Origin of the sequence: Bacillus salacetis (genome assembly GCF_003581585.1) — a bacterium.
Classification (GTDB): Bacteria; Bacillota; Bacilli; order Bacillales; family Bacillaceae_B; genus Rossellomorea; species Rossellomorea salacetis.
The window spans coordinates 1-24,852 of record NZ_QXIR01000045.1 but is presented as its reverse complement, the minus strand read 5'-3'; the positions used below and the strand labels follow the sequence as shown (position 1 = coordinate 24,852).

General features: G+C 48.2%; 23 protein-coding genes. 22 read left to right on the top strand and 1 reads right to left on the bottom strand.

Features of this window, described 5'->3' with window-relative positions:
- Positions 1–45 precede the first annotated feature (45 nt).
- Entirely contained in the window at positions 46–951 is a 906-nt protein-coding gene (locus D3H55_RS21910; protein WP_119549449.1) for a LysR substrate-binding domain-containing protein, read from the bottom strand.
- Between the two features lie 264 nt (positions 952–1,215).
- On the opposite strand from D3H55_RS21910, the gene D3H55_RS21905 reads away from it, so the two are divergent.
- From D3H55_RS21905 to D3H55_RS21800, 22 genes are all read left to right on the top strand, one after another.
- On the top strand, positions 1,216–3,231 hold the full coding sequence (locus D3H55_RS21905) for a YhgE/Pip family protein (protein WP_119549448.1): 2,016 nt from the start codon (positions 1,216–1,218) through the stop codon (positions 3,229–3,231).
- Between the two features lie 185 nt (positions 3,232–3,416).
- The gene (locus tag D3H55_RS21900; RefSeq protein ID WP_119549447.1) at positions 3,417–4,775 is read left to right on the top strand and encodes a sigma-54 interaction domain-containing protein; all 1,359 of its coding nucleotides are present in this window, start codon (positions 3,417–3,419) and stop codon (positions 4,773–4,775) included.
- A gap of 222 nt (positions 4,776–4,997) precedes the next feature.
- On the top strand, positions 4,998–5,687 hold the full coding sequence (locus D3H55_RS21895; protein ID WP_119549446.1) for a CoA transferase subunit A: 690 nt from the start codon (positions 4,998–5,000) through the stop codon (positions 5,685–5,687).
- A gap of 13 nt (positions 5,688–5,700) precedes the next feature.
- Positions 5,701–6,351 carry a 3-oxoacid CoA-transferase subunit B gene (locus D3H55_RS21890; RefSeq protein ID WP_119549445.1) on the top strand — a complete coding sequence of 217 codons (651 nt, stop codon included), beginning with the start codon at positions 5,701–5,703 and terminating at the stop codon, positions 6,349–6,351.
- A gap of 34 nt (positions 6,352–6,385) precedes the next feature.
- Positions 6,386–7,708, top strand: a complete 1,323-nt coding sequence (locus D3H55_RS21885; RefSeq protein WP_119549444.1) for a GntP family permease — start codon at positions 6,386–6,388, stop codon at positions 7,706–7,708.
- A 72-nt stretch (positions 7,709–7,780) separates the two neighbouring features.
- On the top strand, positions 7,781–8,557 hold the full coding sequence (locus tag D3H55_RS21880; RefSeq protein WP_119549443.1) for a 3-hydroxybutyrate dehydrogenase: 777 nt from the start codon (positions 7,781–7,783) through the stop codon (positions 8,555–8,557).
- 190 nt (positions 8,558–8,747) lie between these two features.
- Positions 8,748–9,209 carry a DUF305 domain-containing protein gene (locus D3H55_RS21875; protein ID WP_119549442.1) on the top strand — a complete coding sequence of 154 codons (462 nt, stop codon included), beginning with the start codon at positions 8,748–8,750 and terminating at the stop codon, positions 9,207–9,209.
- A gap of 161 nt (positions 9,210–9,370) precedes the next feature.
- Positions 9,371–9,526, top strand: a complete 156-nt coding sequence (locus tag D3H55_RS21870; RefSeq protein WP_119549441.1) for a DUF1540 domain-containing protein — start codon at positions 9,371–9,373, stop codon at positions 9,524–9,526.
- Positions 9,527–9,723: 197 nt separating this feature from the next.
- Positions 9,724–11,325, top strand: a complete 1,602-nt coding sequence (locus D3H55_RS21865) for a glycoside hydrolase family 13 protein (protein ID WP_119549440.1) — start codon at positions 9,724–9,726, stop codon at positions 11,323–11,325.
- 136 nt (positions 11,326–11,461) lie between these two features.
- Positions 11,462–13,144 carry a glycoside hydrolase family 13 protein gene (locus D3H55_RS21860; RefSeq protein WP_119549439.1) on the top strand — a complete coding sequence of 561 codons (1,683 nt, stop codon included), beginning with the start codon at positions 11,462–11,464 and terminating at the stop codon, positions 13,142–13,144.
- A gap of 198 nt (positions 13,145–13,342) precedes the next feature.
- Entirely contained in the window at positions 13,343–14,509 is a 1,167-nt protein-coding gene (locus D3H55_RS21855) for a M20 metallopeptidase family protein (protein WP_240628747.1), read from the top strand.
- Positions 14,510–14,656: 147 nt separating this feature from the next.
- Entirely contained in the window at positions 14,657–15,442 is a 786-nt protein-coding gene (locus tag D3H55_RS21850) for an SDR family oxidoreductase (RefSeq protein ID WP_119549438.1), read from the top strand.
- 278 nt (positions 15,443–15,720) lie between these two features.
- On the top strand, positions 15,721–16,899 hold the full coding sequence (locus tag D3H55_RS21845; protein ID WP_420808783.1) for a substrate-binding domain-containing protein: 1,179 nt from the start codon (positions 15,721–15,723) through the stop codon (positions 16,897–16,899).
- 215 nt (positions 16,900–17,114) lie between these two features.
- The gene (locus tag D3H55_RS21840) at positions 17,115–17,882 is read left to right on the top strand and encodes an ABC transporter ATP-binding protein (protein ID WP_119549436.1); all 768 of its coding nucleotides are present in this window, start codon (positions 17,115–17,117) and stop codon (positions 17,880–17,882) included.
- Positions 17,866–18,573 (top strand): ABC transporter ATP-binding protein, encoded by a 708-nt coding sequence (locus D3H55_RS21835; RefSeq protein ID WP_119549435.1) that lies wholly within the window; start codon positions 17,866–17,868, stop codon positions 18,571–18,573. The genes D3H55_RS21840 and D3H55_RS21835 overlap by 17 nt, the downstream gene beginning before the upstream one ends.
- Positions 18,574–18,584: 11 nt before the next feature.
- On the top strand, positions 18,585–19,445 hold the full coding sequence (locus tag D3H55_RS21830; protein ID WP_119549434.1) for a branched-chain amino acid ABC transporter permease: 861 nt from the start codon (positions 18,585–18,587) through the stop codon (positions 19,443–19,445).
- 5 nt (positions 19,446–19,450) lie between these two features.
- Positions 19,451–20,458 (top strand): branched-chain amino acid ABC transporter permease, encoded by a 1,008-nt coding sequence (locus D3H55_RS21825; protein WP_119549433.1) that lies wholly within the window; start codon positions 19,451–19,453, stop codon positions 20,456–20,458.
- A gap of 12 nt (positions 20,459–20,470) precedes the next feature.
- A complete protein-coding gene (locus D3H55_RS21820) occupies positions 20,471–20,662 on the top strand; it encodes a hypothetical protein (RefSeq protein ID WP_119549432.1) in 192 nt (63 codons plus the stop codon).
- Complete coding sequence (locus D3H55_RS21815; RefSeq protein WP_119549431.1) at positions 20,659–21,663, top strand: 3-oxoacyl-ACP synthase; 1,005 nt, start codon at positions 20,659–20,661, stop codon at positions 21,661–21,663. Before D3H55_RS21820 ends, D3H55_RS21815 begins: the two co-directional genes overlap by 4 nt.
- Positions 21,664–21,678: 15 nt before the next feature.
- The gene (phaZ, locus tag D3H55_RS21810; RefSeq protein WP_119549430.1) at positions 21,679–22,590 is read left to right on the top strand and encodes an intracellular short-chain-length polyhydroxyalkanoate depolymerase; all 912 of its coding nucleotides are present in this window, start codon (positions 21,679–21,681) and stop codon (positions 22,588–22,590) included.
- Positions 22,587–23,318, top strand: coding sequence for a 3-oxoacyl-ACP reductase FabG (gene fabG, locus D3H55_RS21805; protein ID WP_119549429.1), 732 nt, complete (start codon positions 22,587–22,589; stop codon positions 23,316–23,318). Before phaZ ends, fabG begins: the two co-directional genes overlap by 4 nt.
- 16 nt (positions 23,319–23,334) lie before the next feature.
- Positions 23,335–24,831 (top strand): class I adenylate-forming enzyme family protein, encoded by a 1,497-nt coding sequence (locus D3H55_RS21800; RefSeq protein WP_119549428.1) that lies wholly within the window; start codon positions 23,335–23,337, stop codon positions 24,829–24,831.
- The last annotated feature ends 21 nt before the right edge of the window (positions 24,832–24,852 follow it).

The window sequence follows — 24,852 nt, the reverse complement described above, 5'->3', positions numbered from 1 at the left end:
TGAGGGACTGTCCCCCACCACTTTAGAGGATGAAAGAAGCGATATTTATCTTCTTTCTGTCTCCAGTCTGTATGAAACTTCTTCAAAATAGCATTTTACAAACTCTCTAAATTGGATAGCGGTTGGCGAGAGGTACCGTCTTTTTGACCAGCCGATTCCGATTGTCCTTTTGCAATCAGGGGTGGTGATCCGGAGCTTATGGGGAAATCGGTCTTTTTGGTGCATTAAGGCAATTTCCGGGATAAAAGCTATGCCCAGTCCCTGGGTGACCAGTTCTCCTATGACCCCTGGCTCGTCCCCTTCGAAAGCTACGTAAGGCTGAAACCCGGCTTCTTTGCAAATCCTGTCAGTTAAATCCCGGAAGCCAAAGCCGGTATTCATACTGATGAAGGCGTCACTCTTAACCTCATGAAGAGCTATGGCGGATCGGTCCGAAAAACGGTGAGCCGGCGGAACAATGAGGCAGATTTCTTCTGTCATCAGGGGCTCCCATACGATCTCCTCTCCTTCCACTGGCAGGGAGGATATGCAGAAATCAATTCTGCCTTGTTCGAGTTCTGCTTTCATGGAGGAAGTGGACTCCAGGAATTGTTGGAAACGTACATCAGGATACTCATCCTGAAATGATTTAATCAAGGAGGGAAGCAGCCTTGAAATCGACACAGCAAGGGTAATGTTCTTATCATTGGTGCCGGCCAGGTCGAGCAATTCTCTTTTTCCTTCATGCAATTCTGTAAATATCTTCTCCACTCGCTCTAAAAAAAGTTTTCCATAAGCATTCAGACGTATCCGCCGGTTCTCTCTTTCAAATAAAGGCACCCCGAGATCTTCCTCGAGCCTCGATATGGTTTTACTTAAGGAGGGCTGTGCAATTTGGAGTTCCTTTGCAGCCACTGTCATATGTTCGTGTTTTGCTACGACTTGAAAATATTTCAGCTGTAATAATTCCATGGAAGCCTCCTTTTTATAGACTTAAAACTATCAATGGATAGATAAATATATATTATACATTATAAACATCTTTCATTAGTATAGAAATATTGGTGAATTTTTAACAGGGCAGTTTTAAAAATAGATTGTATCAGCTGAACAATTTATGTAAGCAAGAGAGTGCTCCCTTGTCACTTTAGAATCCCAGAGAAAATCTGGAGCTTGGAAATTTTCAAGAAGCTGAATTTTATGTTGAATACAATCTAAAAAAGAAAGGATTTTAGTATGAAAGGATTACAGTTAATCAGGCAGGACCTGACAGCAATGTGGAAGCATAAGCATGGCAGGATTGCGCTCATATTCTTAGCACTCGTGCCGCTTATTTATTCAGGACTATTTTTATCAGGATATTGGGATCCGTACGGTCGTGTTGATGAACTTCCCGTTGCAGTCGTGAATATGGATGAAGGGTCGATAATGGATGAAAAGCCCATTCAAGCCGGTGATGATTTCGTTGCCAATCTGAAAGAGAACAAGGATCTGGACTATCGGTTTGTTGCAGCAGAAAATGCGGAACAGGGCCTTGAAAATGGTAAGTACTATATGGTGATTACCATCCCAAAGGATTTTTCAGCTAATATTGGCACTTTAATGGAGGAGGAGCGCCGGCCTGCAAAATTATTGTATACAACCAATCCAGGCAAAAACTTTGTAGCGTCCCAAATCAGTTCCACGGCTGTGGAAAAAATGAAAACGAAAATCTCCGCCTCCGTCACAAAATCCTATGCGGAAGGAGTGCTTTCCAAATTCCAGGATGTATCGAAAGGAATGAGTGAAGCAGGCGAGGGAGCGGACATGCTTCATCAAGGGGTTGCCGATGCGAGGGAGGGCAGTGTGAAGGTCACTGATGGACTGCTGAAATTCGCAAATGGAGTAGGAAAAGCGCAGGAAGGAAGTAAAAGATTATCGGAAAGCGGACAAGAGTTGGCCGCCGGCTTTGACCAGGTGAACCGTGGGGCAGCAGCATTGGCTGCGGGCATGAGTGAACTGTCACAAGGAACAGCTGCGCTAGAAAAAGGTGCAGTAGAGGCGGCCGAGGGCTCAGAACGCTGGTCCACCGGGAATCAAAGCTTGATCCAGAAACAAACAGAAGTCAATTCGAGCCAGGAAGCCTTAAAGACACAGCTTCAACAGTTTGCAGAGAATCATCCTGAACTGAAGGATGATCCCGGTTTTCAAAAAATAACAGCCCTATCTTCTGGACTTGCAGATGCAGGAAAAGAGATGGAATCAGCTGAAATACAGTTGGGCAGTGGAGCTGAGAAGATTTCTGCTGGACAGGCTGGAATTGTACAAGGGATAAAAACCCTCTCAGGAAAAATGGTTACTGCAGCTGAAAGTGCCAGCAAGCTATCCGAAGGTACAGATGGTTTATCTGATGGATTTGCTGAATGGAACAGAGGGATTACTTCCCTGAAAACAGGATTGGAAGAACTGCGAAAAGAAACCGATCCTTTACAGTCTGGTTCTGTATCATTGACAGATGGACTAGCTCAGCTTACTGAAGGATCAGGGGAATTGTCACGAAAGCTGAAGGTTGCTGCTGAAGAAACGGCAGCCGTCCAGCAGGATGATGAACTGACGGCCATGTTCTCGGAGCCTGTGAAGCTAGTTGAATCCAACTATTCAGAAGTTCCTAATTATGGGGCGGGGATTGCTCCTTACTTTTTATCACTGGCTTTCTTTGTAGGGGGCATTATGGCCGCGAACATTTTACCGCTTGGTAAACGGGAAAAGCCTCTTGCCAATGGAACGCATCATTTTCTGAACAAACTTGGACTTGTGTATACAATTGGGCTGATCCAGGCGTTGATCGTGGATGCAGTGGTGCTGCTGGCCTTCCAACTCGATGTGGCCAGTGTCCCGCTGTTTATCTTATCCAGCATCATTATTTCGTTTACGTTCATGACATTGATCTTGATGCTGATTACCGTCTTTGGATTGCTGGGGAAATTCCTTGCAGTCACGCTGCTCGTCTTTCAATTGGCTACTTGCGGAGGGACTTTCCCGGGAGAATTAAGCTTCCCATTCTTGAGCAAGGTCGGGCAGTTTCTGCCGATGGCCCACTCACTACAGGGACTTCAGGATGTAATCACGCTCGGAGACTGGTCAGAGCTGCAGGTACAGTGCTGGACGCTTGCAGGTTACTTGTTTGCAGCAGGTGTGATCACTTGGTTTGTCAGCCACTTACAGCATCGTTCCATACCAGGTGAAACGATTTCCACGGACAGAGTGGGATGAACCGATTCATTAATGAACAAAATGCAGAGCCGGGATGACCGGGTCTGCATTTTGTTTAGCGCTTTAAAGCGATGAGGGACTGTCCCCCAGTGCTTTAAAGCGGTGAAGCGCCATTCCTCATCAGTCTGCCATTGTGTTAAGATAGGGTTAAAAATGGCAGAATTTTTTGATAGGGGAGCATCTTTATGAAGAGCTTGTTGGGGCATGTATCGATAGATATGATCGAGACGATTTTGGAGAATGCATTTGAGTGGCTGGTGGTAGTGGACGATACCGGCCGGATCCTTTATATCAACCGGAGTTATTGTGAGTTTCTGGAAGTCGACAGGGACCAGGCGATCGGCACCCATGTAACGGAAGTCATCGAAAACACAAGGATGCACATCGTTGCCAGAACAGGTAAAGAGGAAATCGCCGACCTCCAGTACATCCGGGGCAACTATATGATTGCCAACCGGATTCCGATAGTGGTCAATGGCCAAACTGCCGGTGCCTTTGGGTCCGTGTTTTTCCGGGACACCAGCGAATGGAAGCAGATGAGTTCCCATGTAAAGAACCTTCTGTCCAAAATGCAAAGCTACATACAGGATATCGACAATGGAGCGAAGTATACCTTGACGGATATATACGGCGCCAGCCGCAGCCTCGACGAACTGAAGAACAAGGTGCAGACCATCGCGCCCAGTGATATTTCCGTTCTGATCAGAGGGGAAAGCGGAACGGGGAAGGAATTATTTGCCCACAGTATTCATCAATTGAGCGAGAGGAGCCAGCAGCCTTTCATCAAAGTGAACTGTGCAGCCATCCCCGAACAGCTTCTTGAGTCGGAGTTATTCGGATATGAAGAAGGAGCATTCACCGGAGCGCGTAAAGGCGGAAAGAAAGGGAAATTCCAGTTGGCCGACAAAGGCACTTTATTTCTTGATGAAATCGGCGACATGCCCTTGAATATGCAGGCCAAGCTGCTCCGCGTCCTCCAGGATGGGGAAGTGGAACCTGTCGGCGCTACTGAAACAGAAAAAGTGGATGTCAGGATCATTGCCGCAACCAACCGCCCGCTGGAGAAAATGATCGAGGAAAAGCGGTTCCGGGAAGATCTTTATTACCGGATTAACGTGATTCCGTTCAGCGTCCCGCCGCTGCGGGAAAGGGTGGAGGACATCCCGGCTTTGGCAAGGACATTCATGGACAAGTCCGCTGAGAAATCCGGCAAGCGGTTGAATGGGCTGGAACCGGAAGTGCTCGATATGTTTTACCGGTACAGCTGGCCGGGGAATATCCGTGAACTCGAAAACGTGATAGAAGCCTCCACGTACTTCACCTCTGATGAGAGGATCACAGTGGATTCCCTCCCAGCCTATATAAAGGGTGATGATTCCTATAAATTTGCTGAAAAATCATTGAGGGAAATTTTAGAGGAAACGGAGAAAAAGGTCATTATTGAAACGCTGAAAAAGCACAGTGACAGGCGGTCCGCTGCTAAAACACTGGGAATCAGCAAATCAAGCCTATATGAAAAAATAAATAAATATGAAATTGAATAAAGCGTCCGGAATTCTGGAAAATCGTCCAGTTTTCCGGACTTTTTTTATTTCTTCAGATAAATGTGAACATTTTAGCAACTTTTAGATTAAAGCGCTTCTGGAATTGTCCGGATTTCTGGAAAGGGGGACAAGCCAACATGAAGTATATCAAGGTTTAAAAGTTGGCACAGTTCTTGCGTAAAGGAAAGTGAGGATAATTTTTAAAAGAAGGGAGTTGTCAGGATGAAAAAAATATACAGCCAGGCACTCGAGGCTGTTGACGGGATAACGGATGGTATGACCCTTGCAGTCGGAGGGTTCGGCCTTGTCGGCATTCCGGAAAATTTGATACTTGCCCTGGTTGAAAAGAATGTGAAAGATCTGACCATCATTTCCAACAACTGCGGAGTGGATGATTGGGGACTTGGCCTGCTTCTTCAAAAAAGACAGATCAAAAAGATGATTGGCTCCTATGTCGGGGAAAACAAAGAGTTTGAAAGACAGGTTTTATCAGGTGAGCTCGACGTGGAACTGGTGCCGCAGGGGACACTGGCGGAAAAACTGCGGGCGGGCGGTGCCGGCATTCCGGCATTCTTCACACCGGCTGGAGTAGGGACTCCCATTGCAGAAGGAAAGGAAACGAGGGTCTTCAACGGAAAGGAATATGTGCTTGAAGAGGCATTGACAGCAGATTTCAGCCTTGTCAGGGCAGTGATGGGGGATCTTGCGGGGAACCTTGTCTACAATAAAACGGCGAGGAATTTTAATCCGATGGCTGCAGCTGCCGGAAAGGTGACGATCGCAGAGGTGGAAAACCTCGCGGAAATAGGAAAAATCGATCCGGATACGGTGCACACACCAGGAATCTATGTCCAAAGATTGATCGAAGCCAAACAGGAAAAGAAAATCGAAAAAAGAACCGTCAGTGTGTGAGGAGGTGAAGACAGTGGATAAGGCAGCAATAAGGGAGAGAATTGCCAGGAGGGCAGAACAGGAAATCAATGACGGGGATTATGTGAATCTGGGAATCGGCATGCCGACCATGGTTGCCAATTATATTGCAAAGAATAAACAGGTTGTTCTTCAATCGGAAAATGCTTTATTGGGAATCGGGCCCTATCCGGGAGAAGCAGAGGTCGATCCCGATCTTATCAATGCTGGAAAAGAAACCGTCACAGCCATCCAGGGTGCTTCTTATTTTGACTCTGCGGAATCCTTTGCAATGATTCGCGGAGGGCATGTCGATGTAGCAATCCTTGGCGGAATGGAAGTCTCTGAATACGGAGATCTGGCAAACTGGATGATCCCGGGTAAAATGATCAAGGGTATGGGAGGTGCGATGGACCTGGTTCATGGGGCGGGAAAAATCATTGTCATCATGGAGCATGTGTCAAAAAACGGTGAGCCTAAAATTGTAAGCGGTTGCACTCTTCCGTTAACGGGAAAAGGCGTCGTTGACAGGATAATCACGGAAAGAGCAGTGATTGATGTGACGGATAACGGGCTGAGGCTAATTGAAGTGTTTGAAGGGTTCACTGTCGAGGAGGTAGCTGCCTCGACTGGTCCAAAACTTGATATGCGTCAAGTGAAATCATAATTCTTTTATCAGAAGAAACAAAGGGGGAACTGTCATGTTGAGCATGATTGGTTTAATTGGGGGACTTGCTTTATTAATCGGATTGACGATGCGGGGGATGAATATCCTCATCGTCGGGCCGATTTCGGCGTTGTTTGTTGCAGTATTAAGCGGATTGCCGTTATTTCCGCAGCTTGTTGGGGAAGGGGAAGCCAACCTGGTAGGAAGCTATATGTCAGGTTTCACCAGCTTCATAGCCTCCTGGTATCTGATGTTCCTGCTTGGGGCTGTGTTCGGCAAGGTGATGGAAGACAGCGGGGCAGCCGACAGTGTATCACGGTTCGTTGTCGATAAACTGGGCATGAAGTTTGCTGTGTTTGCCATCGTGCTGGCTTGTGCGGTGCTGACATACGGTGGTGTTAGTTTATTCGTAGTAGCATTCTCGGTCTATCCGATGGCACTGAGCCTGTTCAAGCAGGCTGACCTGCCGCGCCGTTTCATTCCGGCTGCATTGGCGCTTGGCTCGGTTACATTCACGATGACATCCGCCGGATCGCCGGAAATCCAGAACTGGATCCCGATCGACTACCTGGGAACGAGCCCTTATGCAGGTTGGGAAGTGAGTTTGCTCGTTGCGGTATTCATGGCGGTATTCGGCTACTGGTGGTTAAGGCGGATGATCAATAAGGCAGTGGCAAAAGGAGAGAAGTTCGAAGCACGTGAGGAAGATCCTGTGATTGACGATAACAGGCAGCTGCCGAACCCGTTGATGGGTCTGATTCCATTGCTGGTGGTGCTGATTATCGCTTTTGTTTTCCATGATTCTTTAAAACAATCCGCATTGATCATCGCGCTTTTGGGCGGGGTCATTTCTACTTATCTATTAAACCGAAAGTATTTCAAAGGATTCTGGGGAGCCGTTTCCGAAGGTACGATCGGGGCATTGATTGCGATTGGTAATACAGCAGCTGTTGTCGGTTTCGGCGGTGTCGCGAAAGCAGTGCCGGCATTTGATACAGCGGTCGATGTCATGACAAGCATTCCGGGTTCTCCGCTGATCGGAGGAGCGATCGCTGTCAGTGTCATTGCTGGTATGACGGGGTCAGCTTCTGGAGGGCAGGCAATCGCACTGCCGCTTCTGGCTCCTCATTATATGGATATGGGTGTCAATCCGGAAGCTCTTCACCGGACAGTGGCGATTTCTTCCGGTGCATTGGATTCACTGCCTCATAACGGGTATGTCGTGACTACGATCCGTTCGATCTGCAATGAGTCCCATGCGGCCGCATATGGAGCTGTAGGTGCTGTAACGGTCATTGTGCCATTGATCGGATTGGCGATAGCGATTCTATTATTCTCATTTGGTGTAGGGATTTAAATTTTTGGATGGCCGGGATGCCTGGGGCTGCTTTTTGTCGAGGCATCCGGCTGCTTAAGGAGTTGTTGGTTGATGGTGAAAAATAAAGTGGTCCTGATTACAGGAGCTGCCCAAGGAATCGGGTACGAGATTGCCAGGGATTTCGCTGAGCAGGGTGCAAAGGTGGTTCTGACAGACTTGCAGGAGGACAAAGTCAAAGAGTCAGCTGGGAGATTGACCGGCTTGGGATATGAGGCCATGGGGATAAAGTGTGATGTCACTTCAGAACAGGAAATTGCGGCAGCGCTCGGCGAAGCGGCCGAGCGGTTTGGACGGCTGGACATCTTGATCAATAATGCAGGGCTGCAGTATGTGTCCGATATTGAAGACTTTCCTACTGAAAAATTCGAGCTTCTGATAAAAGTCATGCTGACGGCTCCTTTCGTGGCAATCAAGCATGCACTGCCGATCATGAAAAAACAGGGATTCGGACGGATCATCAACATGGCGTCCATCAACGGTTTGATCGGGTTTGCCGGAAAAGCCGCGTATAACTCGGCAAAGCATGGAGTGATCGGTTTGACGAAGGTTGCGGCTTTGGAAGCGGCAGAGCATGGGGTGACCGTGAACGCAGTCTGCCCGGGGTACGTAGATACGCCGCTGGTCCGCAACCAGCTGGGCGATCTGGCGAGGACCCGCGGAGTGGAGCTTGAGAAAGTGCTTGAGGATGTGATTTATCCGCTCGTACCGCAAAAACGGCTGCTGTCAGGCAGTGAAGTCTCTGAATATACCATTTTCCTCTGCGGGGAAGGTGCGCGGGGAGTCACCGGTCAGGCAGTTGTGATTGATGGAGGATATACAGTTCAATAAATAAATAGATTTTGATGCTTCACCACACTAACGCGCTGAGGGACAGTCCCCCGGCGCGTTAATGCGTTACCGCGTTAATTCGAGTGGGGACTGTCCCCACTTGCTTTAAAGCGGTGAAGGGCTGCTCATGAATACTCCACCCGATTCCGGGTAGTAGTAAAAAGTAATGAATTTTAAAGGAGTGATCAGGATGAAGCCCTATCTGCGTTTTGGAGCGATGGTTGCCACTTCGACCATTGTCATGTTCTTATTCAAATACTTGAGCACTTATAAAGTCGACCATATTTTTTTCAGTGAGACCAGGGCATATATGGCGTTATTGATGGGGGCGACCATGGCAGTCATCATGCTGGCGTTCATGACGCACATGCTGAAGAATAAGAAGGCGAATATCGGAATTGTCGCCGGAAGCATCCTTGTGTTTGGTGTATCCTTGTTTTTACTGCGCAGCCAGACCCTGGTGGATGACCAGGACTATATGGAAGCGATGATCCCCCATCATTCGATTGCGATTTTAACCAGTGAGCGTGCACAAATCGACGACCCGCGAGTGAAGGAGCTTTCTGAGGAAATCATCGAGGCACAGCGGAAAGAAATCACCGAGATGAAGAATTTGATAGAGGACCTTGAAGAAAAGGAAAACGAGGAATGAATCACCCTGAATGCCCCCTTTCTTCTGCAAGCCCGGGGATTAATTTAAGAAAAGTTGGTTAATAGCAGTTCAGCCGGGTATATACCATACAAAGGTACAATCTTCTCCAGCTATTGTTTTAGAGAATACGTTCTACTAAAAAAATAAGGAGGTGTGCAGTTATGGCACAGGATGTATTATGCGAAGTGAATAACTGTGTATACAACCGAGATGGCCGGAAGTGTACGGCTGACCAGATTTTCGTCTCCAGCCATACCAACAGTAAACCAAGAAAAAGTGAAGAAACCGATTGCCAGACATTTGAACCTGAAGCTTAATAATACACCGAGAAGAGACAGCCGATGCCAGGCTGTCTCTTTATTTAAGAGTGAACGCTTTAGCGCTTTAAAGGAACCGGGGACTGTCCCCGGTTCCTTTAAAGCGCTAAAGTACTAATTTCCTCTATCAATATAAAACGGTTACATAGTATACTAGCGTTAAATGTGTACAAGCATCTAAAGGAGAGAGACTGATTATGGATAAAACGTGGTGGAAGGAAGCAGTTGTGTACCAGGTGTACTGGCGCAGCTTTTTGGACAGTGACGGAGATGGCTATGGAGATTTGGAAGGGGTCATCCAGAAGCTTGATTATATAAAATCCCTTGGCGTTGATGTGATCTGGCTGAACCCGTGCTTTGAATCACCGGATGTCGACAATGGTTATGACATCTCTGATTATTGTGCAGTCATGCCGAAAGCCGGAACGATGGAGACATTCCAGCGGCTCATCGAGGAGATTCATGCACGTGATATGAAAATGATCATGGATCTGGTAGTCAACCACACTTCTGATCAACACCCATGGTTCGTCGAATCACGGTCCTCACAAGACAACCCGAAGCGCGACTGGTATATTTGGCGGAATGAGCCGAACAATTGGCGGTCTTACTTCAGCCCGTCCACTTGGGAATATGACGAGAAAACGGGACAGTACTATTTCCACTCTTTTGCTGTGGAGCAGCCTGACCTCAACTGGAAAAACCCTGAGGTACGAGAAGAGATCTATCGGATAATGAAATTCTGGCTGGATAGAGGGATTGACGGCTTCCGCATGGATGCAATCGCGATTCTTGCCAAACAGGACGGGTTCCCGGATGCCGAAAATCCTGAAGACATTTCATATCTTGGAAACAATCCCGGAATCCATGAATATCTTCAGGAAATGAATGAGAAAGTCCTGCAGCATTACGATTTGCTGACAGTCGGTGAACTGGCGTTTGTCAAAGCCGAAGAAGGTCCGCTATATGTTGACAGGGAACGAAAGGAACTTCATACACTTTTCCACTTCGAAGTATGTGATTATATGGAGAACTGGGATATGCTCCAGTTCAAATCCATCCAGAAAAGGTGGTATGAGTCGCTTTGGGGACGCGGCTGGAATTCCCAATTTTTGAATAACCACGATCATACACGCCTGGTGACCCGCTTCGGCAATGTTTCGACCTATCGTGAGGAATCAGCAAAATGCTTTGCAACGATGCTTCATACACTCCCGGGGACCCCTTATATCTATCAAGGCGAGGAAATCGGCATGACGGGTGTGCGGTTTGATTCAATCGAAGATTATAATGATATCGCCATGAAGAATAAATACAAGGAGGAGATCGGGAAACGGAGAGATCCGCAAACGGTCTTCGAGGAACTTCTTCCACTAGCGAGGGATAATTCAAGGACCCCGATGCAGTGGGACGCGAATAAGAACGCAGGGTTCACAGAGGGCAGGCCATGGATCAATATCAACCCGAATTATAAGGAAATCAATGTTGAAGAAGCGTTGCAGGATCAGAATTCAATCTACTATTTTTATAAAAAATTGATAGAACTCAGAAAGCAAAATCAAGTCATGATCTATGGAACCTATGAGCCTGTCTTAGAGGATGATGAGGAGATTTATGCCTACTACCGGGAGGATGGCCAGGAAAAGTGGCTTGTCATCCTGAATATTTCTGAAGAGGACGCCGAAAGGGACTGGAGTCAGTTTGTTTCTTTAGAGGATGCTGAATTGCTGCTTGGAAACTATGATCTGCCAAGGTCCAATACACTGGCACCTTATGAAGCCAGAATTTATCGTTTATAAATGTATGTGCCGGGCTGTCCAGTCCGGTTCTTTTTTGTGAAATGAGATCTGACTCTAATCGATACCTTTAATCTACCAATGCAAACGTTTGCATGATATAATCGTCTTAGAATTTTAATAGAAGGAGAGACAATGAATGAGCAAACAATGGTGGAAAGAAGCAGTCATCTATCAAATTTATCCCCGCAGTTTCAAGGATTCCAATGGAGACGGGATTGGTGATATCCAGGGAATCATCTCTAAGCTGGATTACCTGAAGGAGCTCGGCATCGATGTCATCTGGCTCTCCCCGGTTTATCAGTCCCCAAATGATGACAACGGTTATGATATCAGTGACTACCGGGGCATCATGGATGAATTCGGCACAATGACTGATTGGGATCAGCTTTTACAAGAAATGCATCAGCGCGGAATCAAGCTGATCATGGATCTTGTGGTGAATCACAGTTCCGACGAACACGCCTGGTTTGTAGAATCCAGGAAATCGAAAGACAATCCATACCGGGATTACTATATTTGGAGAGAAGGAAAAGACGGGCAGGAGCCGAATAACTGGGAATCCTGCTTCAGCGGTTCTGCCTGGCAGTATGACGAGCATACGGAAGAATATTTCCTGCATTTGTTCAGCAAAAAGCAGCCTGACCTAAACTGGGAGAATCCAAAGCTTCGTGAAGAAATCTATGACATGATGAAGTTCTGGCTTGATAAAGGAATTGACGGTTTCCGGATGGATGTCATCAATTTTATCTCCAAAGTGGACGGCCTGCCTGATGCGGAACTTCCGGAAGGACGAAAGTATGCCCCGGGCGGCGACTATTATATGAACGGGCCGAAAATCCATGACTATCTGCAGGAAATGCATGAAAAAGCCCTGTCCGGTTATGACGTCATGACGGTAGGGGAAATGCCGGGTGTCGATGTGGAAGAAGCCAAGCTTTATACAGGCCAAGACAGAAAAGAAGTAAATATGGTTTTCCAATTCGAGCACGTAGATCTTGATTCAGGACCCGGCGGTAAATGGGATCTTCGGCCAATGAAGATGACCGATCTGCGGAACAGTTTTACCAAGTGGCAAAAAGGATTGGAGCACGAGGGCTGGAACAGTCTGTATCTGAATAACCACGACCAGCCGCGGATGGTTTCCCGCTTCGGCGATGACAGAGAGTACCGTATGGAGTCAGCGAAAATGCTTGCCACCTTCCTTCATACGCTGAAAGGGACGCCGTATATTTACCAGGGTGAAGAGCTGGGAATGACAAATGTCCGGTTCAATTCCATCAACGATTACAAGGATATCGAAATCCTGAATATGTACCGTGAAAAAGTCATCGAAAATGGTGAAGAGCACGATAAGATCATGGAATCCATCCATGTAAAAGGACGGGACAATGCACGTACGCCGATTCAATGGGATGATAGCGAGCATGGCGGCTTCACAACTGGAACGCCGTGGATCCAGGTCAATCCGAACTACAAGGAAATCAACGCGAAGCAGGCGATGGGGGATCCGGATTCCATTTTCCATTACTATAAAAAATTGATTGAACTCCGCAAAGAAAATCCGATCATGGTATACGGTTCATATGATCTCATCATGCCGGACCATCCCGAAATCTATGCCTATGTAAGGGAGTATGAGGGGCAGAAAATGATCGTCATGCTGAATTTTTCTGTCGGCACGCCGGTGTTCGAACTGCCGGAAGAACTCGAAGACGGCCGCAAAGAACTGTTCATAAGCAACTACGAAGCGGACAGCAGCCAGGACATCAAACAAGTGGAACTGCGCCCGTATGAAGCACGTGTGTATCTAGTGAAATAATCGAATATCCGAATCCGATAAAGAGAGGTGTGCCGAGGCACACCTCTCTTTAACGCTTTAAAGCAGCAGGGGACAGTCCCCGGTTACTTTAAAGCGTTAAAGGATGTGAAAGTTTCCTCCTTATTAAAGAAATTTTCAATTAATTCTTATGAAAAGCAGCAACTAATAGTAGAATTACTCACAAGAGGTGATGCCAAAGTGAATAAATTGAGGATGGAAGCGGAGAAAATCAAAGAGGACCTTATTTTTTGGAGGAGGACTTTTCACCAGAAACCGGAATTGGGATTCGAAGAAATACAAACCTCTCAGTTTGTACAGGAACAACTGAAAAAAACGGGAATCAACTATAAAGTAATCGGAGGGACAGGGGTGGCTGCACTCATTGAAGGAGAAAGCCCAGGTCCGACAATCGCACTGCGCGGGGATATGGATGCCCTGCCCATCCAAGATGAAAAGACTGTGTCCTATTCATCGAAAGTAGAAGGAAAAGCCCATCTGTGCGGCCACGATGCCCATACCGCCATGCTGCTTGGAGCCGCCCATCTCCTTGTGAAAAATAAACCCTTGAAAGGGAATGTGAAATTGATTTTTCAACCTGCCGAAGAAGGGTTGTTCGGTGCAGAAACATTGATCAAACACGGGGTGCTGGAAAATCCGGGAGTGGAGGCCATTGCAGGGCTCCATGTCAATCCGATGGTTCCGGCCGGGTTTGTCACATGTTCACAAAAAGAAGTTTGTGCTGCAGCCGACTTTTTCGATATCGAGATTTTCGGAGTTGGCGGACATGCTGCCCATCCCCATCATTCTGTAGATTCCATCGCGATTGCTGCAGCGGTGGTTTCTTCCTTACAGCAGATTGTCAGCCGCCAAGTGGATCCCTTGTCCCCGACTGTTTTGACAATCGGACAGATTCATGGAGGAAGCGCAAATAATGCCATTGCACCGTCCGTGAAAATCGGCGGTACCGTAAGAACACTCGACCCTCAGGTGCGAAATGCCATGGAAGCGCGGATGGAAAAGGTGATAAAAGGAGTGTCGGAAGGGCTCGGTGGAACTTACACATTCGACTATAGATATATGTATCCAGTACTCCTGAATGACGAATCGCTCATTCCTTCTCTTCGGGAAACGGTTCAATCCGTTTTGGGCAGTGATTCTTTCTCGATTTCCAAACCATCCATGGGTGGAGAGGACTTTTCATTTTACGCTCAGAAGGTGCCGGGAGTTTTCTTCAGGATCGGAGTAAGAAATGAAGAAAAGAAGGCAGTCTACCCATTGCACCACCCAAAGTTCGACCTTGATGAAGATGCACTTCCCTATGGCTCTGCCATCCTTGCACAATATGCATTGAATTTCTTTGAATAAAAGAGTGCGCACTTTACCGCTTTAAAGCACCGGGGGACGGTCCCCGGCTGCTTTAAAGCGGTAAAGCGACGAAGTGTACCTTTCCACGTTTCGCCTTTCGCGATCTCGGGAAAATGATAGGAGACACTCAAATAGGAGGAATTCTTAATGAGCAAAACCATCTTCATTACCGGAGCAGGAAGCGGACTGGCAAGGGGAGCAGCACTCGGGCTTGCCAAGAAAGGCCACCGTATCATTGCAACAACAGAAATAACCCCACAGAAAACGGACCTAATGAGAGAAGCAGAGGATCAGGGGCTCGATATGGAAGTATTCAAGCTTGATATCACGAATCCCCGTGATCGGGTACAGATAGAAGAATACGACTTTGATATATTCGTAGCGAATGCCGCGATCAATGAGGGAGGCCCGCTCGCTGAAGTGCCGATGGACCGGTTCAGGGCCCTTTTTGAAGTGAACGTTTTTGCTACACTTGAAACCGTTCAGATTGCAGCGCAGAAATTCATGAAAAAGAAAAGCGGGAAAATCATTTTCATGAGCTCGATGGCAGGAATCTCAGCTACACCTTATGTAGGTCCATATACGGCCACCAAGCATGCGATTGAAGGGATTGCCCAGACATTGAGGAATGAGCTGGAAGAGTTCAATGTGCAGGTAGCAACCATCAATCCTGGTGCATTCGAAACTGGCTTCAATAAACGGAGCGCCGAAGAGATTTGGAAATGGTTCGATGAGGACAAGAATCTGACGCCGAAAGAGTCGATAAAAGAAATGCATAAAGGATTGGAAGACCAATTCGATCCTGAAGATATGATTCAGAAGATGATTGAAATCATCCCTGCGGACAGTCATAAATTCCGGACTGTATATCCTCAGGAAACCGAAGACCAATTGAAGAAAACCCAGAAAGAGCGCTGGGACATGGAGATATAATTATTAATCAAACGTTTGATTAACCCTGAAGGCTTCCTATTATAAGGGAGTCTTTTTTTATTATTCATCCTTTAGCCCTTTAAAGCGGTGGGGGACTGTCCCCCGCCGCTTTAAAGGGCTAAAGCAGTAAACGAAATCCGTCACCGTGTAACTCGGTTGTAACTGCGGTCTCTTATGATAGGGACAGAAGTTGATCTTATTATAACGAGGGGGAATTTTGTATGGCTTGGAAGCGGTATGGTGCTGGGGTTTTGATGGCGCTGCTTGTCGCGGTGTTCATGGTTGGGTGCGGCAATAATGAAGAGGCATCCGGAACTGAGGCAGACAGCGGCGGAGGGAATGAATCCAAAGGAACAGTGAAAGTGGGGGTCCTTGCTTCTTTGACAGGCGCGCTGGAATCCTATGGAGATCAGACGAAGAAAGGATTTGAGCTTGGCATTGACTATGCAACGGATGGCACCGGTGAAGTGGCCGGCAAGAAAATTGAAATCATCTATGAAGATACCGAAACAGATCCGAAGGTAGCGAGACAGAAGGCCCTTAAGCTTCTGGAAGAAGATAAAGTAGACTTTCTTGTTGGATCTTCAAGTTCCGGGGACACATTGGCTGTCACACCGCTTGCTGAAGAATACGAAAAGATCATGGTGGTCGAGCCCGCAGTTGCCGACAGTATCACAGGCTCTGAGTTCAATAAATATATCTTCCGTACAGCCCGGAACTCTTCACAGGATGCAGTGGCGGGTGCAGCAGCGATAGCCAAAGAAGGAGTTAAAATCGTCACGCTTGCGCCAGATAACTCCTTCGGCCGTGACGGGGTGGAAGCTTTCGCCACAGCAGCTAAAGACCTGGGTGCAGACATAGTCCATGAAGAATACGCCGATCCGGCCGCAACCGACTTCACGGCAAATATTCAAAAAGTCATCAACTCCAAACCGGATTACCTGTTTGTGATCTGGGCAGGCGCCAACTCTCCTTGGAACCAGATTGCGGACATGAAAGTCCAGGATCAAGGGATCAAGATTTCCACAGGTGCCCCTGACATCGCCGCACTTGCGACAATGAAGCCGCTTGTCGGCATGGAAGGCTTCACCGTTTACTATCATGACCTTCCAGACAATGAGGTCAATGACTGGCTCGTGGAAGAACATAAGAAACGCTTTGACGGAGCGGTTCCTGACTTATTCACACCGGGCGGGATGAGCGCTGCCATCTCGATTGTGGAAGCTTTGAAAAAGACAGAAGGAGATGCGGATTCCGCCAAATTGATCGACACAATGGAAGGCATGAGCTTCGAGACGCCTAAAGGCACGATGACATTCCGTCCTGAAGATCACCAGGCAATGCAGTCCCTGTATGCCATCACGTTGGAAGAAAAGGATGGCGTTGACTATCCGGTTCCAGTACTGAAGCGTGAACTGACACCGGAAGAAACAGAACCGCCAATCTTAAATCAATAGTTTCAACCCTGGGATACCCTTGCCAATGATTTGGCGAGGGTATGCATTCTCAAATGGAGAAGCCGAGGGGCATCAAATCGGTTTGGAATCAAAATGAGGTACCTCGGATGGAAAGAGAAAGGCATCGTATCAAATTCAAAATAAAATGATGTACCTCGCCCAAGAAGCAAGCACCATCAACCTAACAAAAACAAAAGAATCGAGGTGATCACCCAATGCAAGACATTCTCAAATCAGAAAATCTATCGATAGATTTCGGCGGGCACCGGGCTGTCAACCAGGTCACCATGGCAATCCAGGAAAAGAAATTCACTTCTGTCATCGGGCCGAACGGAGCCGGCAAGACGACGCTGTTCAACCTCCTGAGCGGACAGCTTTCCCCGTCTGAAGGAAGGATTTTTCACAAAGGAAGCGACATCACATCCTTGTCTCCTGCCGAACGGGCACGCCTCGGTATCGGGCGCTCTTTTCAAATCACCAATGTCTTCCCGAACCTGACTGTGCTGGAAAACGTAAGGCTTGCCGTCCAGTCACAGCAGAAAGTCCGTTATCAGATTTTTGCTCATTATAAACATTATAAATCGATGAAAGAAAAGGCTATGAGTCTCCTGGAGGTCGTCCTTTTAAAAGAAAAAGCCGAAACGATTGCAGTCAATCTCGCGCACGGAGAAAAAAGAAAGCTCGAAATCGCGATGCTGCTGGCATTGGAGACGGATGTCCTGCTGCTGGATGAGCCGACAGCCGGGATGTCGATTGAGGAAGTGCCGGCCATCTTGGAGGTCATCAGGAAGATCAAACAGCAGGGAGACCAGACCATCGTCCTGATCGAACACAAGATTGATATGATCCTTGATTTGTCGGATGAAGTGCTCGTCCTGTTTCACGGGGAGCTGCTGGCACAGGGAAGCCCTGAAGAAATCATGGAGAATGAAACCGTTCAGTCTGCGTATCTGGGAGGGTTGTATGATGAGCACCTTGCTTGAACTCCAAAATGTCCAAACACATATTGACCAGTTTCACATTTTACATGATATCTCCTTTGAAGTGCCGAAGGGGGAGGTGACGGTCCTGCTTGGCCGGAATGGAGCGGGGAAGACGACCACGCTGCGGACCATCATGGGACTGAATCCGGCAACGGCGGGCAGCATCCGGTTCAATCATCAGGAAATCAAAAAGTGGAAGCCTTATATGGTTGCGAAAAGCGGGATCGGTTATGTTCCCGAAGACCAGGGGATCTTTGCGGATTTGACGGTAGGGGAAAACCTCAGGGTCGCCATGCAAAAAGAAGATGAGAATTCTGCCAAGCTGCTGGACTGGGTGCTTGAGCTGTTCCCGGACCTCAAGAAATTCTGGAAAAAACCCGGCGGCCAGCTGAGCGGCGGACAGAAGCAGATGCTCGCGATCGCCCGTGCCTATGTCAATGACAACGAACTGCTGCTGATCGACGAACCGAGCAAGGGACTTGCGCCGATCATCGTTGAAAAAGTCATGGAAACCATTCAGCAGATGAAAGAAAAAACGACCATTGTACTGGTGGAACAAAATTTCATCATGGCCAGCAAAATCGGGGACAGCTTTCATATCATTGATGACGGCCAGACTGTCCATAACGGCATGATGAGTGACCTGAAGCAGGATAAGGTCATGATGAAAAAATACCTTGGGATTGCCTAGGAGGTGTGAACGTGGATTTACTTTTCAGCTTAACCATCAACGGTTTGGCGACGGGGATGCTCATTTTTTTGCTTGCCGCCGGACTTACCCTCATTTTCGGCCTGATGGATGTCCTGAATTTCGCTCACGGCGGATTGTTTGTCTGGGGAGCGTTCAGCGGTGTCTGGGCCTATAACCTGACAGAATCCTTCTGGATCGGAATCATTGCGGCGATTATTACCGGCCTCATCCTTGGTGCAGTGACCGAGTATTTGATCATCCGGCCGGTATACGGAAATCATACTCAGCAAATCCTGATCACCCTGGGTTTGATGCTGGTCCTTTCCGAACTGATCAAAGTGGTGTTCGGCCCGGACCAGAAGGCGGCGCATCCTCCTGAATTTCTCTCAGGAAGCTTCATGATCGGCGACGTTATCCTGATCAAATACCGCCTGTTCATTATCCTTGTCGGCCTCATTGTGTTTGCCATCACTTCCTTTATTTTAAAAAGAACGAGGATCGGCCTCATTGTCCGTGCAGGGGTCATGAACAAAGAAATGGTCCAGACATTAGGGATCAACATCAGGGTCGTTTTCATGCTTGTTTTCATGGTCGGTGCCGCCATGGCAGCCTTCGGAGGCATGCTGATGGCTCCGTACTCGGGTGTGATTTATGCGGAAATGGGCCTGGAGTTCGGGATCCTCGCCTTCATCGTTGTGGTCATCGGCGGAATGGGAAGCTTCACAGGTTCGCTTCTTGCCGCCATTCTGGTCGGTCTTGCCCAAGCTTATATGGCCTATTACGTGCCGGCTTTATCCCTGGCCGTCAACATGCTGCTGATGACAGTCGTCCTGATTTTCAGGCCTCAGGGATTATTTAGGGTGAAGGGGTGAAGATGATGCAGCCATTACGCATGAATCTTAGTACATGGATCTATCTTTTAATCGCATTCCTGCTTGCCGTTCTTCCCTTTATGGTGACAGGAAGAAGCCTTCTGTTTCTGATGATGCAGATTTTCATCCTGGGGATTTTCGCGATGAGCTATGATTTACTGCTCGGCTATACGGGGATCGTTTCATTCGGCCACACGATGTTCTTTGGAATCGGGGCCTATTCCACGGCCGTGCTGTTCAACAGACAGGAGCCTACATTGCTCACCCTGCTCCTTGGTGTCTTGATTGCCGTTGCAGCTGCAGCCATTGTCAGTTTCATCGTCGGCGTCCTGACACTCAGATTGAAGAGCCATTTTTACGCAATGCTGACACTTGCACTTGCGGGCCTGTTCCTGGTGGCCGCCGAGAAGTGGAGAAGCATGACAGGCGGGGCGGATGGTTTCACCTTTTCCATTCCGGATGTGTTCAAGGACCGGACCACCCTCTATCTCACCTGCCTCGTTGTCATGGTGCTGATCTTCTTCGGACTGAGGCGGTTCACCGAGTCCCCGCTGGGAAGGGTGCTCCTGGCGATACGGGAGAACGAAGGAAGGACAGAATCACTGGGGTACAAGGTGCTTCATTATAAGGTGATTGTCAGCGTCGTTTCCGGGGTGGTCGCGAGCATTTCCGGAGTGCTCTACATGCTGTCGCTAAGGTTTGTCGATACGAGCGTGTTTGCAACGGAAGTCACATTGGATGCCCTTCTGATGACCATCATCGGCGGCGTCGGTACACTTGTTGGCCCGATCATTGGGGCGGCACTCGTCGAATTCGCACATCACTGGCTCTCGGGTTTGTCCGATGTCCACTGGATATTCGAAAGATGGATCATCCTGTTCGGAACAGTTTATATCCTGGCGGTGATTTTCTTTCCGAAAGGAATCGCCGGATCGCTGCAGGGTGTTTTTAAAAAGAGAAATGGAAAGCGCAAAGCAAAGGCAGTGAGTCCTGAAAAGAATATTGCAGGTTAAAGGGGGAAACCGATGAACCAGCTCATCACATCATTTGTCATCCGCTGCCATGTGATGGATTCACAACAGCGCGATTACCGAATCAAATTGACCCATGTGCAAGGGGAAAATGAACTATCCTTCGATTCGTTTGAAGAAGCGATGAATTATATGAAAGAGACGGTTGATGGATTGGAAAGCACGCTTAAGGAGGGCAGAAAATGAATGCCGGTATCAAAAGCATGGGGATCTATATTCCTGAAACAAAGATGACGGCAGCGGAACTTGCGGTGAAAGCGGGCATGCGGGAGGAAATCGTCATCGAGAAATTGGGGATCAAACAAAAGCCGCTCCCCGGCCCCGGTGACCATACATGTGAAATGGGAATCAAAGCTGCGCGGGAGGCGATCGAAAAAGCAGGGATCGACCCGGCTGCAATCGACATGGTCATCTATATCGGCGAAGAGCATAAAGAGTATCCATTGTGGACAGCGGCCATCAAGCTGCAGGAAGAGGTCGGTGCCGTGAATGCCTTTGCGTTTGATATGGCTCTTCGCTGCGGAACAACGGTCATGGCGGTGAAAATCGCAAAAGATATGATGATGGCCGAACCTGATATAAAAACGGTCCTGCTTGCCGGAGGCTACCGGAATGTCGATTTTATAGACTATGAGAATCCGAGAACGAGATTCATGTACAATCTTGGAGCAGGTGGAGGTGCAATGGTCCTCGAAAGAGATAGTAATCACAATATCATCCTCGGCAGCCACATCATTACCGATGGTTCGTTTTCCGAAGATGTCGTCGTTCCTGTCGGGGGTACGAAAAGTCCATTGACAGCGGAAAGTCTGGCGGCTGGCCGGTATCAACTGGATGTCCTTGATCCGGATGGAATGAAGGAACGGCTGGAAAAGAAATCGATGGATAATTTTCTGAAGTGCATCCGTGAAGCGTTGAGGAAGAGCGGGTACACCCAGGAGGATATCGACTATGCAGCGATTCTCCATATGAAACGTTCAGCACATAACTATGTACTGGATCAGCTGGGGGTCTCCCGGGAGAAATCGATTTATCTGGAAGATTACGGCCATATCGGGCAGATGGACCAGATCATTTCGCTGCAGCTGGCTGAAGAGAGGGGCTTGCTGAAAATAGGCGATATCGTCGTACTGGTCAGTGCAGGCATCGGGTATGCCTGGGGAGCGAATGTCATCCGCTGGGGATGAAAAGGAGGATAAATAATGGCAGAAATTCATTTAAAAGAAGTGACAATTGCAAATGGGGAAACGATCGGATACAGGGAACGTGAAGGAGGCGGCCAGGTTGTGGTGCTTGTCCATGGCAACATGACGTCTTCCGCCCATTGGGATCTGGTCCTTGAAAACATGGATGAGAGATATAAGCTGTATGCAGTTGATCTGCGTGGATTTGGGACCTCTTCTTATCGCAATCCGATCCAATCCATTAAAGATTTTTCGGATGACTTAAGGGAGTTTTCGGACGAACTTGGCATTTCCGGCTTTGCCTTGATCGGCTGGTCGCTCGGAGGTGCGGTCTGCCAGCAGTTCTGTATTGACCACCCTGGTTACTGCAGCAGGCTTCTCCTTGTCGCCTCTGCCTCGACCCGCGGCTATCCTTTCTATGGAAGTAATGAACAAGGGCTTCCGGACCTTAATAAAAGGCTGAGAACCCTGGAAGAAGTGAAACGTGATCCCGGAAAGACCATCCCTGTTCAAACAGCTTATGATCAGAAGAATTTCACAGTGCTGAAGGCCATATGGGACGGGCTCATTTACACGGGAGAAAAACCCGATCCGGAAAGGTACAAAAGATATCTGGATGATATGTGCACACAGCGGAATCTGGCTGATGTCTATCAGGCTCTGAATCTTTTTAATATCAGCAAGCATGATAACGGGCTGACGCAAGGCAAGGGAGAGGCCGGCAGGATTACCATACCTGTGTTTGCCTTGAGAGGCGACCGGGACCTGGTTGTGACGGAGAGAATGACGAAAGAATTGATAGAAGACTACGAAGGCAGGGCGGAATTCATAGAAATGAAGGAATGCGGCCATTCGCCTTTGATTGATGATTTGGATGGACTTCTGGGGCATCTGGAAGGATTTTTGAAAAGAGAGGAGCAGAAGGTATGAGCAGGCTAGAAGGAAAGGTAGCGATCATCACCGGAGCCGCAAACGGCATCGGACTGGAAGCTGCCCGCATCTTTACCAGGGAAGGGGCGAAGGTGGTCATAGCAGACTTCAATGAAGCTTCTGGAAAAGAAGCCGAGGAAGCCATCCCCGGCGTGACATTCATACAGGTCGATGTCTCGGACAGGGAAAGTGTCGGCAGAATGGTTGAAAAGACCGACAGTGAATTTGGCAGAATCGATATCCTGATAAATAACGCAGGGATAACGAGGGATTCGATGTTATCTAAAATGACAGCTGATCAGTTTCAGCAGGTCATCAATGTAAATCTGACGGGTGTGTTTCATTGCACGCAGGCTGTCCTGCCATATATGGCTGAGCAGGGAAAAGGGAAAATCATCAATACCTCCTCGGTGACAGGAACCTATGGAAATGTCGGCCAGACGAATTACGCGGCAGCCAAGGCAGGGGTGATCGGGATGACCAAGACATGGGCGAAGGAGCTTGCCAGGAAAGGGATCAATGTCAATGCTGTCGCTCCTGGTTTTACTGAAACGGCGATGGTTGCCGAAGTACCGGAAAAAGTCATTGAGAAAATGAAAGCGCAGGTTCCGATGGGGAGGCTTGGGAAACCGGAAGACATCGCCAATGCCTATTTATTCCTGGCAAGTGATGAATCTGATTACGTCAACGGCCATGTTCTTCACGTCGATGGAGGAATCATGATGTAGAAGGGGAGCGATTGGAGTGAGCTACGAAATCGATTGGGTGAAGAGCAGATCCGATTTATTCCCGGAAAAGTGCGCCGTCATTGATTCTGTCACAAAGGATTCCTGGACATACAGCGAGCTGAATGAACGCGCATCCCGGCTGGCGGGCCTGTTTCTTGCACAGGGAGTCGGGAAAGGAGACCGGATTGCTTTGTTTGCAGCTAATCACATAAGCTATTTTGATTTTTTGTTTGCCTGCTTAAAAATAGGGGCAGTATTCGTTCCGCTGAACTGGCGGTTATCTGACGATGAGCTTCAATTCGTTGTGAAGGATGCCGCTCCCGCTGTGATGGGGGTCCAATCGAGTTCCATCGGGCAGGCAAGCGGGCTGCAGGAAGATTTTTATATGATTGAAATCGAGTCGAATTCCTATCTTGATGATTTTCCGGCTGCGGGCAATTTAGGTGATCCGGGTTTGGCGGAGGCAGATCCCCTGGCAATGATTTATACAGGAGGGACGACGGGACATCCCAAGGGTGCCGTCCTTTCGCATCGCTCGATCATGTGGAATGCCATCAACACGATCGTCAGCTGGAATCTGACCGATAAGGATACAACGCTGACGTGCATACCGATGTTCCATACAGGCGGCCTGAATGCCCTGTCAATACCGATCCTGGTCGCGGGAGGGACAGTCGTTCTCTCGCCGGTGTTTGAGCCAGTGCAGGCGGTCAGGGATCTCATCGAGTACAAATGCTCCATCGTCTTGTTCGTGCCGACGATGTATCATATGCTGGCAGGGACCATGGATTTTAAGAAGGCAAAATTTCCTGATATGAAAGTATTCCTTTCTGGGGGAGCGCCTTGTCCATTGGGGATCTACCACACTTTCAGCAGCAAAGGCCTTGCTTTTAAAGAGGGCTATGGACTGACAGAAGCCGGCCCGAATAACTTTTATATCAACCCGAGGGATGCCCTCAGCCGCCCGGGCTCAGTCGGGAAGCCCATGCTGTTCAATTCTGTGAAAATCATCAGTGCTGAGGGCGGCGAAGCTGGGACGGATGAAGTCGGCGAACTCTATCTCTGCGGCAGCCACTTATTCGAATACTATTGGAACAATGAAGAGGAGACAAGGGAAGCTTGGAAAGATGGGTGGTTTCATACCGGTGATCTTGCCCGGAAAGATAAAGACGGCTACTACTATATTGTCGGCAGGAAAAAGGATATGATCATCACCGGCGGAGAAAATGTCTATCCATTGGAAGTCGAAAACTGGATCGAAGCACATGAGGCTGTCGAAGAAGTGGCGGTCATCGGCATTCCGGATGAAAAATGGGGGGAAAAGGTCGTTGCGTTTGTGACGGTCAAAAGGGGAATGAACCTGCAGGCAGAAGAGCTGGAGTACTACTGTAAAAAGAAATTAACGAAGTACAAGATACCGAAGAACTTTTACACCATTGATCAGCTCCCGAAAACCCATGTAGGCAAAATCAACAAGAATGAGCTTCGAAAAAGGCTGGATAAGGTGACGTAGAAGGGCAGCCCGCCATGGACA

Excerpts from the sequence above, each read along its gene's own strand:
- D3H55_RS21910 (WP_119549449.1), bottom strand. The coding sequence starts at position 951 with ATGGAATTATTACAGCTGAAATATTTTCAAGTCGTAGCAAAACACGAA.
- D3H55_RS21905 (WP_119549448.1), top strand. The coding sequence starts at position 1,216 with ATGAAAGGATTACAGTTAATCAGGCAGGACCTGACAGCAATGTGGAAG.
- D3H55_RS21900 (WP_119549447.1), top strand. The coding sequence starts at position 3,417 with ATGAAGAGCTTGTTGGGGCATGTATCGATAGATATGATCGAGACGATT.
- D3H55_RS21895 (WP_119549446.1), top strand. The coding sequence starts at position 4,998 with ATGAAAAAAATATACAGCCAGGCACTCGAGGCTGTTGACGGGATAACG.
- D3H55_RS21885 (WP_119549444.1), top strand. The coding sequence starts at position 6,386 with ATGTTGAGCATGATTGGTTTAATTGGGGGACTTGCTTTATTAATCGGA.
- D3H55_RS21880 (WP_119549443.1), top strand. The coding sequence starts at position 7,781 with ATGGTGAAAAATAAAGTGGTCCTGATTACAGGAGCTGCCCAAGGAATC.
- D3H55_RS21875 (WP_119549442.1), top strand. The coding sequence starts at position 8,748 with ATGAAGCCCTATCTGCGTTTTGGAGCGATGGTTGCCACTTCGACCATT.
- D3H55_RS21870 (WP_119549441.1), top strand. The coding sequence starts at position 9,371 with ATGGCACAGGATGTATTATGCGAAGTGAATAACTGTGTATACAACCGA.
- D3H55_RS21865 (WP_119549440.1), top strand. The coding sequence starts at position 9,724 with ATGGATAAAACGTGGTGGAAGGAAGCAGTTGTGTACCAGGTGTACTGG.
- D3H55_RS21860 (WP_119549439.1), top strand. The coding sequence starts at position 11,462 with ATGAGCAAACAATGGTGGAAAGAAGCAGTCATCTATCAAATTTATCCC.
- D3H55_RS21850 (WP_119549438.1), top strand. The coding sequence starts at position 14,657 with ATGAGCAAAACCATCTTCATTACCGGAGCAGGAAGCGGACTGGCAAGG.
- D3H55_RS21845 (WP_420808783.1), top strand. The coding sequence starts at position 15,721 with ATGGTTGGGTGCGGCAATAATGAAGAGGCATCCGGAACTGAGGCAGAC.
- D3H55_RS21840 (WP_119549436.1), top strand. The coding sequence starts at position 17,115 with ATGCAAGACATTCTCAAATCAGAAAATCTATCGATAGATTTCGGCGGG.
- D3H55_RS21835 (WP_119549435.1), top strand. The coding sequence starts at position 17,866 with ATGAGCACCTTGCTTGAACTCCAAAATGTCCAAACACATATTGACCAG.
- D3H55_RS21825 (WP_119549433.1), top strand. The coding sequence starts at position 19,451 with ATGCAGCCATTACGCATGAATCTTAGTACATGGATCTATCTTTTAATC.
- D3H55_RS21820 (WP_119549432.1), top strand. The coding sequence starts at position 20,471 with ATGAACCAGCTCATCACATCATTTGTCATCCGCTGCCATGTGATGGAT.
- D3H55_RS21815 (WP_119549431.1), top strand. The coding sequence starts at position 20,659 with ATGAATGCCGGTATCAAAAGCATGGGGATCTATATTCCTGAAACAAAG.
- phaZ (WP_119549430.1), top strand. The coding sequence starts at position 21,679 with ATGGCAGAAATTCATTTAAAAGAAGTGACAATTGCAAATGGGGAAACG.
- fabG (WP_119549429.1), top strand. The coding sequence starts at position 22,587 with ATGAGCAGGCTAGAAGGAAAGGTAGCGATCATCACCGGAGCCGCAAAC.